General features: G+C 41.2%; 12 protein-coding genes and 4 tRNA genes. 11 read left to right on the top strand and 5 right to left on the bottom strand.

Features of this window, described 5'->3' with window-relative positions; genetic code table 11:
- Window positions 1-167 precede the first annotated feature (167 nt).
- Window positions 168-1319, top strand: a complete 1152-nt coding sequence (gene metK / locus J8Z24_RS13390) for a methionine adenosyltransferase (protein WP_125251582.1) — start codon at window positions 168-170, stop codon at window positions 1317-1319.
- Window positions 1320-1380: 61 nt separating this feature from the next.
- Here metK and J8Z24_RS13395 read toward each other — a convergent pair whose 3' ends face one another.
- The gene (locus J8Z24_RS13395) at window positions 1381-2229 is read right to left on the bottom strand and encodes an HDOD domain-containing protein (protein ID WP_125251581.1); all 849 of its coding nucleotides are present in this window, start codon (window positions 2227-2229) and stop codon (window positions 1381-1383) included.
- 144 nt (window positions 2230-2373) lie between these two features.
- Here J8Z24_RS13395 and J8Z24_RS13400 point away from each other — a divergent pair, with 144 nt between their 5' ends.
- Entirely contained in the window at window positions 2374-3027 is a 654-nt protein-coding gene (locus J8Z24_RS13400) for a hypothetical protein (RefSeq protein ID WP_252094830.1), read from the top strand.
- Window positions 3028-3031: 4 nt separating this feature from the next.
- Here J8Z24_RS13400 and J8Z24_RS13405 read toward each other — a convergent pair whose 3' ends face one another.
- Both J8Z24_RS13405 and J8Z24_RS13410 read right to left on the bottom strand, forming a co-directional pair.
- A complete protein-coding gene (locus tag J8Z24_RS13405) occupies window positions 3032-3745 on the bottom strand; it encodes an SIR2 family NAD-dependent protein deacylase (RefSeq protein ID WP_252094831.1) in 714 nt (237 codons plus the stop codon).
- A gap of 56 nt (window positions 3746-3801) precedes the next feature.
- On the bottom strand, window positions 3802-4305 hold the full coding sequence (locus tag J8Z24_RS13410) for a winged helix-turn-helix domain-containing protein (RefSeq protein ID WP_252094832.1): 504 nt from the start codon (window positions 4303-4305) through the stop codon (window positions 3802-3804).
- A 261-nt stretch (window positions 4306-4566) separates the two neighbouring features.
- Here J8Z24_RS13410 and J8Z24_RS13415 point away from each other — a divergent pair, with 261 nt between their 5' ends.
- Window positions 4567-4929, top strand: a complete 363-nt coding sequence (locus J8Z24_RS13415) for a hypothetical protein (RefSeq protein WP_252094833.1) — start codon at window positions 4567-4569, stop codon at window positions 4927-4929.
- A gap of 138 nt (window positions 4930-5067) precedes the next feature.
- Window positions 5068-5661, top strand: a complete 594-nt coding sequence (locus tag J8Z24_RS13420) for a porin family protein (RefSeq protein WP_252094834.1) — start codon at window positions 5068-5070, stop codon at window positions 5659-5661.
- 69 nt (window positions 5662-5730) lie between these two features.
- Here J8Z24_RS13420 and uvrB read toward each other — a convergent pair whose 3' ends face one another.
- Both uvrB and J8Z24_RS13430 read right to left on the bottom strand, forming a co-directional pair.
- Complete coding sequence (gene uvrB, locus J8Z24_RS13425) at window positions 5731-7737, bottom strand: excinuclease ABC subunit UvrB (protein ID WP_252094835.1); 2007 nt, start codon at window positions 7735-7737, stop codon at window positions 5731-5733.
- Window positions 7737-9113 carry an MATE family efflux transporter gene (locus J8Z24_RS13430; RefSeq protein ID WP_128732452.1) on the bottom strand — a complete coding sequence of 459 codons (1377 nt, stop codon included), beginning with the start codon at window positions 9111-9113 and terminating at the stop codon, window positions 7737-7739. The genes uvrB and J8Z24_RS13430 overlap by 1 nt, the downstream gene beginning before the upstream one ends.
- A gap of 1160 nt (window positions 9114-10273) precedes the next feature.
- Here J8Z24_RS13430 and J8Z24_RS13435 point away from each other — a divergent pair.
- The 7 genes from J8Z24_RS13435 (at window position 10274) to rsxB (ending at window position 14566) form a co-directional block, all read left to right on the top strand.
- Window positions 10274-10350: transfer RNA gene (locus J8Z24_RS13435), tRNA-Asn, on the top strand.
- Window positions 10351-10371: 21 nt separating this feature from the next.
- Window positions 10372-10448, top strand: a tRNA-Asn gene (locus tag J8Z24_RS13440).
- 29 nt (window positions 10449-10477) lie between these two features.
- Window positions 10478-10554, top strand: a tRNA-Asn gene (locus J8Z24_RS13445).
- Between the two features lie 23 nt (window positions 10555-10577).
- Window positions 10578-10654: transfer RNA gene (locus J8Z24_RS13450), tRNA-Asn, on the top strand.
- A gap of 187 nt (window positions 10655-10841) precedes the next feature.
- Entirely contained in the window at window positions 10842-12785 is a 1944-nt protein-coding gene (locus tag J8Z24_RS13455; protein ID WP_252094836.1) for an EAL domain-containing protein, read from the top strand.
- 641 nt (window positions 12786-13426) lie between these two features.
- Entirely contained in the window at window positions 13427-14008 is a 582-nt protein-coding gene (rsxA, locus tag J8Z24_RS13460) for an electron transport complex subunit RsxA (RefSeq protein WP_128730139.1), read from the top strand.
- 3 nt (window positions 14009-14011) lie between these two features.
- Window positions 14012-14566 carry an electron transport complex subunit RsxB gene (gene rsxB / locus J8Z24_RS13465; RefSeq protein ID WP_252094838.1) on the top strand — a complete coding sequence of 185 codons (555 nt, stop codon included), beginning with the start codon at window positions 14012-14014 and terminating at the stop codon, window positions 14564-14566.
- The last annotated feature ends 1 nt before the right edge of the window (window position 14567 follow it).

Consider the following 14567-nt stretch of genomic DNA (forward strand, 5'->3'; position numbering starts at 1 on the left):
CAGGTACAGACTGACTTTTTCTGACCATTAAAAAAGATTGAACAATTTTGGACGTCTAGGCGTAAAATAACTAGTCAATGGGTAGGTTTTTTGGTTAGAATACGCCCCTTAATTTTTCGCGCTGTTCCTGATGTTTGTGAAGCGCAATATTTGTGAGCATAAATACAATGGCTAAACATTTATTTACTTCTGAATCTGTTTCTGAGGGTCATCCGGATAAAATCGCCGATCAGATCTCTGATGCGGTTCTAGATGCCATCCTTGAGCAAGATCCAAAAGCACGTGTTGCGTGTGAAACTTACGTTAAAACCGGTATGGTTATGGTTGGTGGTGAAATCACGACTAGCGCTTGGGTTGATATCGAGGAATTAACTCGTAAAACTGTGCGTGAAATTGGTTATACCCACTCTGACATGGGTTTTGATGCGGATTCATGTGCAATCCTAAATACCATTGGTAAGCAATCACCAGACATCAACCAAGGTGTTGATCGTACTCGCCCTGAAGAGCAAGGTGCTGGTGACCAAGGTCTAATGTTTGGTTACGCGTGTAACGAGACTGACGTACTTATGCCTGCGCCAATTACGTACTCACACCGTTTAGTGCAACGCCAAGCACAAGTTCGTAAAGACGGTACATTACCTTGGCTACGCCCTGACGCTAAGTCTCAGGTAACATTTGCGTACGAAAATGGTAAAGCGGTTGGTATCGACGCTGTGGTTTTATCTACTCAACATTGTGATTCAGTATCGCAAGACGACCTAGTAGAAGCAGTGATGGAAACTATTATCAAGCCGACTTTACCAGCTGAGCTTATCACTGAAGCGACTAAGTTCTTCATCAACCCAACAGGCCGTTTCGTTATCGGTGGTCCTATGGGTGACTGTGGTCTAACTGGTCGTAAAATCATCGTAGATACTTACGGCGGCATGGCTCGTCACGGTGGTGGTGCATTCTCTGGTAAAGATCCATCAAAAGTTGACCGCTCTGCAGCGTACGCGGCACGTTATGTTGCGAAGAACATTGTTGCAGCCGGCCTTGCAGACAAGTGTGAAATCCAAGTGTCTTACGCAATCGGTGTGGCAGAGCCTACATCTATCAGCGTTGAAACATTCGGTACAGCTAAGCTTGAGGAATCTCGTCTAATCGAGCTTATCCGTGAACACTTCGACCTACGTCCTTATGGTCTGATCACAATGCTTGACCTAGAACGTCCAATTTATCAACCTACTGCTGCTTACGGCCACTTTGGTCGTGAAGAGTTCCCATGGGAAGCAACAGATAAGGCTGACGCACTACGTGCAGCAGCAGGTCTATAAGCCCTGCTATTCAAAGAAAAGGCGCTATATGCGCCTTTTTTGTTGCCCAGACAAAATATACTCACCCGATAAATACCTCATCAACATCATCTTTTAAGTTTTGATATTCGTCTTCATGAATATTAAGTTCAATCATGACTTTGTCTTTAAACAAGTGCCAATCTGCTGAACTTCTAAAGTGCTTTGCCTCAAAACATAGGTTTTCAGCGAGCTTTAAAGCAGCAAATGTTTGTGCATGCTGTGGGTTTTTTTCTGATTCTTCAAGGTAACTGACATCATGATGACGCAAAATCATTTGGCATATTTCTCTGGGTAAGTGCCATGAGGTTGCTAAAAAATACCCAACCACTGTATGTGGCACTGGATATTTCTGCTGCTCATAATCAATCAGTGTTCGTTCTGGCCTTTCTATTGATAGCTTTATCACCTCAGCGTAGTCAGGATATTTTACCGCCATTGCAGGGATCCCAGCATCATGAAATAGCCCCAGTAATTGTAAATTCTCTAAAGGTAATGAAGACTTTAAGTAGTGACCGACGACAAGTGCAGCCTTTGATATATCAGCTGCATTGTCCCAAAATTGCTGCAGCGAAATGCAGCACTTTGATTGCTCAAATGCGTTTTTAAGCAAATACCCTGTTACCAACTGCGTAATACAAGTTACTCCCAAAAACATCACCGCTTGTCGTATATCTGTAATAGTACGAGCAAGGCCATAGGCAGGTGAATTTATCACTTTTAATACCGCAGCAGACGCACCGACATCTGCAGCAATTATGTTTGCAACAGCAAATAATTCAGGTTCTGATTTTGATAATTCATTTTGAAGTGCTTGCAGAATTTCAGGTTTAGCAGGTAGGTTAAATCCACCACGTAAATCATTTAGCACTTTGTCGTCTATATCGATCATTGGGCTACCTCAGCTTAGATATTCCAAAGTTTAGTTCATCAAGAAATATTTGCAGTATCTCTGTACAAATCACTAGGCTTTGGCGCAAACTAGACAGCTGCTAAACTATGATATGACGAAAATAATGATACAAGGTTACAATTGATGTCGAAAAACAGCCTAACGCCGTTTTTACTGGCTTTGAAAAGCGCAGATATCACCAAAATACAAGCGATGTATTGTCAGTCCACTACTGAGGTAAAAGTAGAAGTACTCAAATTTCTATTTCAAAGCGCACAAAATAATGCCGCCTTGTACGGCCATTACCAAGATATCACAACGCTTTGTCTCCAAGCTGGCGAATTTCCAACGCCGCTACTAGGTGCAATCAATTCGTTGGAAAAGTTCTCTTTTTTCTCGTCTCCTCTTATCCTATCGTCGCAAATTATGTGCAGCAACCAACAGGGAAATACTATTTTGCATATATTCTTATCAACCGTTGCGGCATCGGAAAATGGCCTTAACTATCTAAAAACACTACTACTGTTCGAAAGTCGAGAAATCTTACAAAGCGCCATTAGTCATAGAAATGACAAGCAGTTGACCCCGTTAGAGTGTTATTTAGCCTTTAATGCCAATATTGATGCACTCGCAATCCAAGAGCTAAGTGCGCTACTAGGGTTAATTGAAGTGGAGCGCAGACAAACTGACATTCAAGCTAGTAATGCCAAGGTCATTGAGTCACATTTACGACAGCAAAATCGATTAAGTGACTATAAACAGTTTCTCTTGGCGACATACTATAAATCAAACCATTAACAGATTAGCCTGAGATATACTCCGTTGCTGTCATACGGTGATAAGTAACGTTGTTGTGAAATAGATGAACGGGGTTAGGATCAACCACTTCAATTGGAATGTTGTTTTGTCTAGCAATGTCTAATGCCATTTGCGTAATGTTCACACTAAACGAAGTGCCCATAAATATTATCCGTTCTGCGCTATACATTCTGCGTTGTGCTTCGCTGATCTGATAAAGGTCAGTGTAATATTCGTCAAATAACAACACATAAGGCTTTAGTGAGTGACCTTTTTGCGGGCCATTCTTAGGGATCTTAAACACCGCTAACAATGACTCAGCTAACTGACTTTCATCAACGTCATCCCAAGGTGCAGAATAACGCTCAACCAACTCACCTTGAGTATGAAACAACGTTACTTGATCTACTCGACCATGCACAGCGATATACTGTTTGTTTCCTGCCTTACCATCAAGACCATCAATGTTTTGCGTGATAACATTTTTATCACTCAGCCACTGATGTACAGGGTTTGGTCCATGGTTGCGATAGCTAACAAAACGATGGTAATACCACTTTAGAAATTCTCCGGGATTGGATTTATACATCGCGCGAGTAGCCATTTCTTGAGGTGTATAGTTAGCAGAACCTATTGTCCAAAAGCCATCTTCACCTCGAAATGTTGGAATACCGCTTTGCGCGCTGACCCCTGCTCCGGTGATATATAACGTTTTCATTGGTTTACCATCTGTAAAAATCGACTCAACCTAAACACGAGTTATCACAAACTTGATTAGATTAAAACAAAGTATGCAACCAGCGCAACGATTGCAACCGTCGCTGCAACATACAATGGTAACTTATTGCTAGGCTTCGCTGCTGTTATCGTGTCAACTTGACTATCATGTTGATTTTTTGGTGTGTCAGCAGATTCAGAAACATCCGAAGCTGGCTCACTTGTTTCCGTTGTTTTTGGTTGTGATTCTGGCTCAACGGTTCCATCGAAAGCGCTACAAGGGATTTGCCACTGATACCCTTTACGCGAAAAAGTCTTGATCGCATCATCACCAAACAGCGCTCTTAAATGGCCTATATTTTGAAAAACAACCTGATCAGTCACCTTTCTATCTGGCCATACTTTTTCTAGTATGTCTTCTTTGCTGTGAATGGTTTGTGGAGCAGATAAAAATAGCTCTAAAATCTGAGCGGGTTTTTGTTTTAGGTTTAGCTTTCGATCATCTTTATAAAGCTTAAGTTCTTTGCTATCAAACAAAAAATCCTTAAAAGCGAATTTCATTTCCCTAGTCCCAACTTGGTCTTAATAACTGTAATAATTATTGTTTTATTTGTGTGTGCTACAACATAGCATTGCATTTATAGCTAAACAGACAACTAAAATATATAGCAATGTTACATCGGTTTACAAACTATTGATAAAATCGAGGGTTAGTATAGAGTGATCATTCAGAAAATCACTACCAAATCCTTAGAATAAATCGAATAGACTATAAACCTAACTGCATATAAGCTTACCACTCAATAACTTGTGAGCTTAGTTATGCTGGTTGCTTTCGCTTTTTCTATCGTGTTAATTAAGACTTCATTACTGGGGCTAAGTGGCTTAACAATAGTGCTTGCAGCTTGCTTTTTGTTACTTATTAAGCGCAATATTATTGAGCTGCGCTCAGCGGTTAAGAGCAAGTTTTGTCAACTCTATCAAATCGCGCTCATCACCCAGCTATTCGGGTACCTTATCTTGCTCGCCAAATTACTACTTATTGACGGTTGGCACGACCTTCCTTTATTTATAGCCAGCCATATCGTGATCCATCACGTATGGAGTGCATTTATAGCAGCAACATTAACAGTTATGACGATAGTGAATTATCTCCAGTTAAAAGCCCAACAAAATGCCATTTAGCCAACTAAGACTGTCGCTATTTGTAAAATAAAGGCCATAAAAACAGACGTCTTCTTACATTTTATGACAGCCCTACAACAGACCTTGACAACCGCCCTGCTTATACTGTCCTCAAGTTAACTACAACGGACATTGATTATGAAATTTAACGCGCTCTTATCTGTTGCATTGCTAGCAACAAGCTTATCTTCGTTTGCTGAACAAAGTAATGAAACTCATCGCATTGGTTTGGATATTTCTGGTGGCTCAGCTACTTATAAAAGTTCCAATCAAGACGGTGATGGTGTTGGTCAAGCCTATTTATATTATAACTATCACTTCACCCCAATTTTCGCTTTAGAGGTAGGATACAACAGTGGAGAAGATCTTGATGACTGGAAATGTAAGGATGAAAACGACCGCAAATTCATCTGCACCCAAAACAATAAAACCTTGTTCGGTTTAGGTGCAAACAACCTCGACTTTGACAACTTTGTCGTTGCCGCGAAAGGCTATTATCAAGTCTCGGACAATAGCTACTTCTACGGTAAATTAGGTGCCAACTATTATGACTACGAGATCACTCAAGGTAATACCAAATTGGTCAGCGATGATGGGATAGGATTTGTTGCAGAAGCGGGCTGGCAATATGACTGGGACAATGGCATGGCAGTTAACCTTGGCTACAAATACCTTGATATGGGTGATTTAGATACCTCTAACTTAGCGTTAGGTATAAGCTATCGATTCTAAAGTAACTCCCCGACCAATAAAAAAGCATGTGACTCTCACATGCTTTTTATGCTCTGTAGCAGCAACCCCTCACAACGCTTTAATCAAACGTTTTTGTAGAATTTGCACCTGATCTCGTGCTTGAGCCGCTTTTTCGAATTCAAGCTCTTTGGCAAACTTCATCATCTGGGCTTCTAGCCTATCGATTTCTTTTGCTATTTCTTTTGCATCCATGGCTGGCATGCCAGGCTTGAACTTAACGTCAATATCTACAACCTGATCGTCTGCAACCTCTTCGCCTAAATCCATCACATCAGTGATCTTTTTGTTCAACGCCGTCGGTATGATGCCATTCGCTTCATTATAGGCTTGTTGCTTCTCTCTGCGCCTTTGAGTTTCATCAATGGCCTGACGCATTGAATTGGTGATTCTGTCTCCATATAAGATGGCTTTGCCATGAAGATGACGTGCTGCGCGGCCTATGGTTTGGATCAATGAACGTGTTGAACGCAAAAACCCTTCTTTATCCGCATCCAAAATTGCGACTAAGGAAACCTCAGGCATATCCAAGCCTTCCCGTAGCAAGTTTATACCTACCAACACATCAAACACGCCTTTGCGCAGATCTCGAATGATCTCCATTCGCTCCACCGTATCGATATCTGAATGTAAATAACGTACCTTAACATCATGATCGTTCAAATAATCGGTGAGATCTTCAGCCATTCTTTTGGTCAATGTTGTGACCAGTACTCGCTCATTAACACCTACACGCTGATAGATTTCTGACAAAAGATCATCGACTTGGGTTGCAACTGGTCGCACTTCCACTTCAGGGTCCAGCAAACCAGTAGGACGGATCACTTGTTCCGCAACATCCCCTCTGGATTTGTCCAGTTCATAATCTCCAGGCGTTGCTGACACATATATCGTTTGTGGTGAAATCGCCTCGAATTCTTCAAACTTTAATGGTCTATTATCTAGTGCTGAAGGTAATCGAAAGCCATATTCGACTAAGTTTTCCTTTCTACTTCTGTCGCCTTTATACATAGCCCCAACTTGCGAGACGGTAACATGAGATTCATCAATTATCATCAACGCATCGTCCGGCAAATAATCTAGAAGTGTCGGTGGTGGTTCACCCGGAGCTCGTCCCGATAAATAACGACTGTAGTTTTCAATACCAGAACAATAGCCAAGCTCGGTCATCATTTCAATATCGTACTGAGTACGCTGAGCAACTCTCTGCTCTTCTACTAAGCGATTTTTATCCAGTAGTTGCGCTCGACGTTCTTTTAACTCAAGCTTGATCCGTTCAATAGCATCAAGGATCTTTTCTCTCGGTGTCACATAGTGTGTTTTCGGGTAAATAGTTGCTCGAACCAAATGCTTTTCAACAGCACCTGTTAACGGGTCAAATAGACTGATCCGCTCAATTTCATCATCAAACATTTCCACTCTAACGGCAATGGTTTCTGATTCAGCAGGGAAAATATCAATGACCTCTCCACGAACACGATATGTGCCTCGACTAAAATCCATATCATTTCGTGTGTACTGTAGTTCAGCAAGCCTTCTGAGCATATCACGCTGATCAATCGTCTCCCCGACTTTGAGTAACAACATCATCTTCATATATGAGTCGGGGTCGCCAAGGCCGTAAATAGCTGAAACAGACGCCACTATAATAGTATCTCTGCGCTCAAGTAGTGCCTTCGTTGCCGAAAGTCGCATTTGCTCAATATGTTCATTAATCGAAGCATCTTTCTCAATAAACGTATCACTCGCAACCACATAGGCTTCTGGCTGGTAGTAGTCATAATAAGAGACAAAGTATTCAACGGCATTATGAGGAAAAAACTCTTTCATTTCGCCATATAACTGTGCAGCCAAAGTTTTGTTATGCGCCATTATAATCGTCGGGCGATTGAGATTATTAATCACATTAGCCATGGTAAACGTTTTACCAGTTCCTGTGGCACCTAGCAGAGTTTGATGCGCAAGCCCACTCTCTAGACCATCGCAAAGCTGAACTATCGCCGTTGGTTGGTCGCCGTTTGGCTTAAACTCAGAAACCAGCTGAAATTTATCTTCCATTACGCCTCCTTTTGAAGCTCACTTTGCACAATCTCATCAATTGCTTTTTTAAACCAGTTATAAGCTATCACTGCCGTAAACAGATTACCTAAAGCAGCCCCTGCAAATAGCCCAGGTAAGCCTGCGAGCTGGGAGCCGAGATAGGCAATAGGTACATAAAACACAAACAATCGAATAATACTAAGCATGAGTGCATTCATTGGTTTGTGCAAAGCATTAAACGATGAGTTGGTTAAAATGATCACCCCTTGTAAGCCATATCCTAATGGCATGATGTAGATGAATAACTGGATAGTTTCAACGACAGCGGGCTCATTACCAAAAGTATGGCTAATATAGTAGGCGCTCAATACCAATAAGATATACACAAAAAATTGAAAACCGAGTACGAATTTAAGCGTGTGTGTATACGCATCGCGAACACGTTGATAGTGCTTAGCGCCAAAGTTCTGGCTGATAAAAGGGGGTAACGTCATTGATAGCGCTAACACTACAAGGCTTGCTATCGACTCGATACGACTGCCCACACCAAAAGCTGCTACCGCTTCAGGCCCATAACTGGCTATCACCGCCGTCATCACCGCCATCGCTAATGGCGTTAACATGTTCGCCCCCGCTGCTGGTAATCCTATTTTTAGAATTTTTTGCGCCACAGCAAAAAAACTCGCGTATTTTGCAGATAAAGAAATCAAGCGCTTTTTAACAATCAGTAAGTATAGAATAATACTAACGCCCAAGCTCCACGACAACACACTTGCAACCGCAGCCCCCTTAACCCCCATCGGCTCAATAGGCCCAAGGCCAAAGATTAATATCGGGTCCAGCACTGCATTTACTAAGCCGCCAAGAGCCATGATGAGGCTCGGTGTCTTGGTATCGCCACTGGCACGTAAAACCGAATTACCAATCATTGGCGTAATTAGCAAAATAGAGCCGATAAACCACACCGACATGTAATCATGAATAAAAGGCATGACGACCGGACTTGCACCTAGCAAGATAAATATTTCGTCAACAAAGGTGAAACCCAACAGTGAAAGCATCGAAACAAAACACGCCGAAATGATGATTGCAACGGCAGCGTCAAACTTAGCCTCCTCGAGCAAGTTGCTACCCAGCGCTTTAGCAATAACAGCGGAAGTGCCTATCCCTAATCCGATGGCCAAACTAATTACGGTAAAAGTGACCGGAAACGTAAAACTAATAGCGGCTAGCGGCTCGGTGCCGAGCATACTAATGAAAAAGGTATCAACAAGATTGAAGGTCATTAAGGTGATCATGCCGAATATCATTGGGATCGTCATGCGCTTTAACGTTGCCCCAATATCACCATGAAGGATATCATTACCATTGAAATTAGACTTAGCTTGAGTCATAACAACCTATTTCTGATATGTTAAGCGGCTCATTGTATGCTATTCAACACGTTGACGCTATGCAGGATACGTCAACATGGTTCTACAAAATAAAAATAGCGAATATTTGCCATTAAAACCTAAATAAATATTAAGGGAGTGATGTTTCTTGCTAAGAATTACGAATCCACTAGTTTTGACAAAAAAGTTACAATACCAGCGCTAAAGCAGCATGTTTTTTGCACAGCCCTATGGCTTGAAAGTTCATAAAAGCTTCATACTGAACAACAAATAAACAAAAACTTCCAAATAAATATAACCCGTTGATATTTAAAACATTAAATATTTTTCAAAATTTACTTGCAACCTCTATAGCGCCCTAATTTCATAGTCTTGCAATACTTCTCAAATAATAATAAACAATGTTATCCACAGATTCCGTGGATAAGTCTCGCCAAGCCAATAGAATAAAGGCATCCAGCCTATCCAAAATGCGATCCTACCACCCCCCCAAATGATCGCATTTAGAATCGTAACTGGATCAAATTGGATCTCTATACTAACCTTGACTCAACATTATTGAATATTCAGCAAAAACTTGAAGGGAAATCCATACAAAACATTGTTTTTTATAGGATTAAATGTAACCCTTTGATTTTTAATCTCACAAGGTGGGGATAACAAACTACATATGGTTGCATTCATTACCTGGCCAATACCGAGCCTCACATAGATTATTATGATCACAACTTTGGCTTCCTGACTACAAACCACAGATCGTAAGTAAACATCATAAAATAAGCTGTTAAGCGTATTATTCAAGCAAAACGCTCAAAAAATACATAAAACCCCACTCAACACTGTATATACATACAACACCATTGAGATATGTTAATTTTCTTCACTCATAAATTCTATCGTAAAATTGAAGTCACAGAACAAGAAATGACCTAATAGATAGGAAGAGCTAAAATACGGGCGCGTGATAATTTAACAGTTTCACTGCTAATAGCGTTAAACTCATAGCGCAAATTTGTACACTGCAATGTCATAAAGTCACAAAAAGACCTCAAATAGTGCATAAATTCATCGCTTAATAGAGTTTTTTACGTTTCTGTGATTTTAGTAGTTGACACCTTGCAATGTCGTCATTAATATTTCGCCCCGTTGAGAGACACGCTTCCCCCTTAGCTCAGTTGGTTAGAGCGACGGACTGTTAATCCGCAGGTCCCCCGTTCGAGTCGGGGAGGGGGAGCCAATTTCTCGCATTTTTGACTATTCCCCCTTAGCTCAGTTGGTTAGAGCGACGGACTGTTAATCCGCAGGTCCCCCGTTCGAGTCGGGGAGGGGGAGCCAAATTAAACTTGGTTAGTCTGTATTGTATTTCCCCCTTAGCTCAGTTGGTTAGAGCGACGGACTGTTAATCCGCAGGTCCCCCGTTCGAGTCGGGGAGGGGGAGCCATACAATAATTATCTACTTAAGATTCCCCCTTAGCTCAGTTGGTTAGAGCGACGGACTGTTAATCCGCAGGTCCCCCGTTCGAGTCGGGGAGGGGGAGCCACTTCCAAGAAATTATTAGACTTTTCTGCCTAATTACACTACCCTACAATCATTATTTTCAGTGCTTTATCTTATATAACAATAACTCTCTAAACACATCAAAAATATATAATTAAATTGATGAATTTGATAAAGAATTTGGCACTACACCCGATACTATCAGAATAATCCTCTTTAAGAAGCGTACTATGGCTGGTTTTAGAAAACTCATCATACTCCAAGTCACCTCATGGTTATTACTCTCTTTGATTAGTAGCTTTTTTTTCGCCACTAGTTTCGACTCAGCAATTAGTAAAGCACAACAAAGTGCACATGCTATGGTGACAGAATACATAAAAGACAAAAAGCTATCAGAAGTAACACCAGAGCACATTAACCAGGCTCTAAACAGCGGCGAGGTATTTTCAACCTTCATTGTACGAGATTTTGATGGTAATACCGTTCTACAAGTTAATACACCGACGAACCTTCCTTTCGTTGCTGACTTTATAGAAACCTACATCAATGCGATCCGTCCACAATTTGCAGTCAATGATAGTAAAGACATTAAGATTGAGTTTTTAATAAATGCACAGAGCCAGGCGCAGTTATTGCAACAAGCACTTTTGCTGCTTCTCGTTATTTCAGCTTTGCTTGCTTTTATTCCTGTCTTTTTCATGCAAGGTGTGTACAAAAAGCTCAACCGTAATGTCAGTATGACTGTAGCGAGTGCTGTTGACTCATATATCACGCAAAACCAAGCCACTGACAACATAGAGTTTGATTTTAATGATGGCAAAGTAGCAGAACTTGGCCAAGAGCTAACCCCTTCTTTTAAGCGTCTGGCGAGCTTTTTAAAGTCGAAACAAGAAGACATCAAAAATGCAGCACATTCAATCAAGCAAGAAGCTTATAAAGATGTGGTTACAGAGCTTGGTAACCGTAACATGTTTGTTGAGTATTATGAGCAATATATAGAGTCTTCATCCAAAAAAGCGTTTGGATCGTTAGCAATGATACGCTGCTCCGAATTACAAGTCATAAACCAAACTCGTGGCTATCAAAAAGGCGATGAATACATTAAGTCAGTCTCGGATATTATCAAGCATGTCACTGGTACTTATGCTGGCAGCCAAGTCTTTCGACTAAATAGCTCTGACTTTGCCGTTATCTTACCCAATGTGCCAAGTAAAGAAGCAGAAGAGTTTGGCGACACGTTACAATCACGATTCACTCAATTCCAACAAAATCAAGAACTGTCTTCGGTTGCAAATACAGGAATTGTTCCATACGAAAACGGTAAACCATTAGGTGAACTTCTGTCTGTTGTTGATAACGCCATGAGTATGGCACAAAGCAAGCAAGCCAACGCGTGGCATATACAACGAGAGTCGGATCTGGTGAATAATGTTAGCGCTGGATTTGGCAACCAAAACTGGCGCCGTGTGATCCGTGATGTAATAGCCAGCAAACGTGTCAGTTTGATGATGCAGAACATTATGCCAATTGGCAAAAATTCAAAAGCTTATGCTGAAATACAATCTCGCTTTAAAACGGAGGAAGGTCAAATGCTACCGACGGCCTCCTTTCTTGCCATGGCAGAAAAACTAGAAATGGCTATCGAGATTGATCAGTTGATCATTGATACCTCTTTGGAAACGATAAAGACCCGAAACTTCAATGAAAAATACTTTGGTATCAATGTAACGGCATCAAGCGCCCATAACGATCAATTTGTGATCTGGTTAGAGCGTCGTCTCCTTAAAGAAACAAATCTTGCTTCCAAATTGGTATTTGAGGTCAGTGAATTTGGTTTGCAACAAAATATCAAAGCCAGTAAGCGCTTCATTGATATGGTACATCGAGCAGGCGCTCGGATCACAGTCGAACGCTTTGGTGTCGGTTTGACATCATTTAAATTCTTCAGAGACTTGAAACCTGATTATATAAAAATGGATGCTAGCTATACTCGAGGACTTGAAGAAGATAAAAACAACCAATACTTTATGCGCCTGATGGTCGATCTTGCCCACCGAATTGGTGTTAATGTGTTCGCGGAAGGTATTGAAAGTCAAGAAGAAAAGCATATTGTTGAAACATTGTGTCTCGATGGTGTGCAAGGCTATTATATAGAAAAGCCAAAAGAAATTTAGACTCTACTGTCTTCAAATTATGAGGGCAACATTTGCCCTCCCCTCTAATGAGCGACAATTTGCCAAAGCAGATACATTCTGTGTTATTATTGGCAAGGATTATCATTTCAATTTATCCTCGCATGTTTTTAAATCAACAAGATAAACATGGAAGATAAAGCAATGTGTTTAATACTGGATTGTCAGCAAGTGCAGAAAATAACACCATGATTTTAATAGCTTTTAACTTTTAGCTACACTTTTTAAAACTAGGTCTTACCACAGCTTTGGTAAACCAGCTAAACCCAAGGGTGGCAATAGACTAAGATATGGTGCTGTAGTGCGAACTGGCAGCGATAAACACAGTAATGATATTGAGTAGAGATGGTATTGTTCTAAGGAATATACCTAAAACACTAACAGAGTCTGCACTTATACCAATTCGCTTGATTAAGTGACTATTTTGAGGCGAGAAAAACTTCTTATTTAGTTGTTTTAGATAAGAAACTTTTAACGCAATTAGCGTCAGATTTACTCCTTCAAATTGAGCAAGTATTAAGACTCATTGGTATTACATCAAGCTGGTTCTTTTTATGATTAACTATCACGGCAATATCATAGTGCAAAAAGCTATGAATCGTGAGTAAGTTATAGAGGCAAGAATGACCGAGTACATTTTGTTGCTCATTGGCACCGTGCTAGTGAATAACTTCGTTTTAGTTCAATTTTTGGGATTGTGCCCATTTATGGGGGTCTCTGGTAAGTTAGATACTGCTGTGGGTATGTCTTTGGCGACAACCTTTGTGCTTACACTTGCCTCAGTTACCAGCTACCTTGTAAATCAATATATTTTGCTACCGCTCGATTTAACTTTTTTAAGAACCATGAGTTTTATTCTTGTTATCGCCGTAGTGGTGCAGTTTACTGAAATGGTTGTGAGAAAAACTAGCCCAACTTTGTACCGTTTACTCGGGATCTTCTTACCTCTTATCACCACAAACTGTGCCGTGCTTGGTGTTGCCTTACTCAACATCAAACGAGATCATACCTTTTTGGAATCAGCAGTGTATGGCTTTGGTGCGGCGGTTGGTTTCTCTATGGTGTTAGTATTATTTGCCGCTTTACGTGAACGTTTAGCGGTGGCTGACGTACCAAGTCCATTTAAGGGCGCATCTATTGCGATGATCACCGCAGGTTTGATGTCTCTTGCATTTATGGGATTCTCTGGATTAGTTAAGTTTTAAAATATGACGTTAATGTATGCATTACTTGCGCTAGGGGCGCTAGCATTGGTATTTGGGATCGTGCTGGGCTACGCCGCGGTAAAATATAGAGTTGAAAGCAACCCAATTGTAGAACAAATCGATGCGATTTTACCGCAAACACAATGTGGACAATGCGGTTATCCAGGGTGTCGCCCCTATGCTGAGGCGATTGCGAATGGCGATGAGGTGAATAAATGTCCTCCAGGCGGCGAGGCAACCGTCAAGAAACTTGCAGACTTAATGGGTGTCGAAGCTAAACCACTGGCCGGTGGCGAAGAAGCTGAACCGGTTAAGAAAGTAGCATATATTCGCGAAGATGAATGTATTGGCTGCACCAAGTGTATTCAGGCCTGCCCTGTCGATGCAATCGTTGGTGCAACAAGGCAAATGCACACAGTACTAATTGACGAGTGCACAGGGTGTGATCTGTGTGTTGAACCCTGCCCAGTAGATTGTATCGACATGGTACCGGTTGAACAGACCAAACAAACGTGGAAGTGGCAACTTGATGCCATTCCTGTGACACAGATTGATTAAG

It is taken from the genome of Pseudoalteromonas sp. SCSIO 43201, from assembly GCF_023716725.1.
GTDB lineage: Bacteria > Pseudomonadota > Gammaproteobacteria > Enterobacterales > Alteromonadaceae > Pseudoalteromonas > Pseudoalteromonas peptidolytica.

What these genes read in the sequence shown, in the direction of transcription:
- metK (WP_125251582.1), top strand. Translation starts at nt 168, where the DNA reads ATGGCTAAACATTTATTTACTTCTGAATCTGTTTCTGAGGGTCATCCG.
- J8Z24_RS13395 (WP_125251581.1), bottom strand. Translation starts at nt 2,229, where the DNA reads ATGATCGATATAGACGACAAAGTGCTAAATGATTTACGTGGTGGATTT.
- J8Z24_RS13400 (WP_252094830.1), top strand. Translation starts at nt 2,374, where the DNA reads ATGTCGAAAAACAGCCTAACGCCGTTTTTACTGGCTTTGAAAAGCGCA.
- J8Z24_RS13405 (WP_252094831.1), bottom strand. Translation starts at nt 3,745, where the DNA reads ATGAAAACGTTATATATCACCGGAGCAGGGGTCAGCGCGCAAAGCGGT.
- J8Z24_RS13410 (WP_252094832.1), bottom strand. Translation starts at nt 4,305, where the DNA reads ATGAAATTCGCTTTTAAGGATTTTTTGTTTGATAGCAAAGAACTTAAG.
- J8Z24_RS13415 (WP_252094833.1), top strand. Translation starts at nt 4,567, where the DNA reads ATGCTGGTTGCTTTCGCTTTTTCTATCGTGTTAATTAAGACTTCATTA.
- J8Z24_RS13420 (WP_252094834.1), top strand. Translation starts at nt 5,068, where the DNA reads ATGAAATTTAACGCGCTCTTATCTGTTGCATTGCTAGCAACAAGCTTA.
- uvrB (WP_252094835.1), bottom strand. Translation starts at nt 7,737, where the DNA reads ATGGAAGATAAATTTCAGCTGGTTTCTGAGTTTAAGCCAAACGGCGAC.
- J8Z24_RS13430 (WP_128732452.1), bottom strand. Translation starts at nt 9,113, where the DNA reads ATGACTCAAGCTAAGTCTAATTTCAATGGTAATGATATCCTTCATGGT.
- J8Z24_RS13455 (WP_252094836.1), top strand. Translation starts at nt 10,842, where the DNA reads ATGGCTGGTTTTAGAAAACTCATCATACTCCAAGTCACCTCATGGTTA.
- rsxA (WP_128730139.1), top strand. Translation starts at nt 13,427, where the DNA reads ATGACCGAGTACATTTTGTTGCTCATTGGCACCGTGCTAGTGAATAAC.
- rsxB (WP_252094838.1), top strand. Translation starts at nt 14,012, where the DNA reads ATGACGTTAATGTATGCATTACTTGCGCTAGGGGCGCTAGCATTGGTA.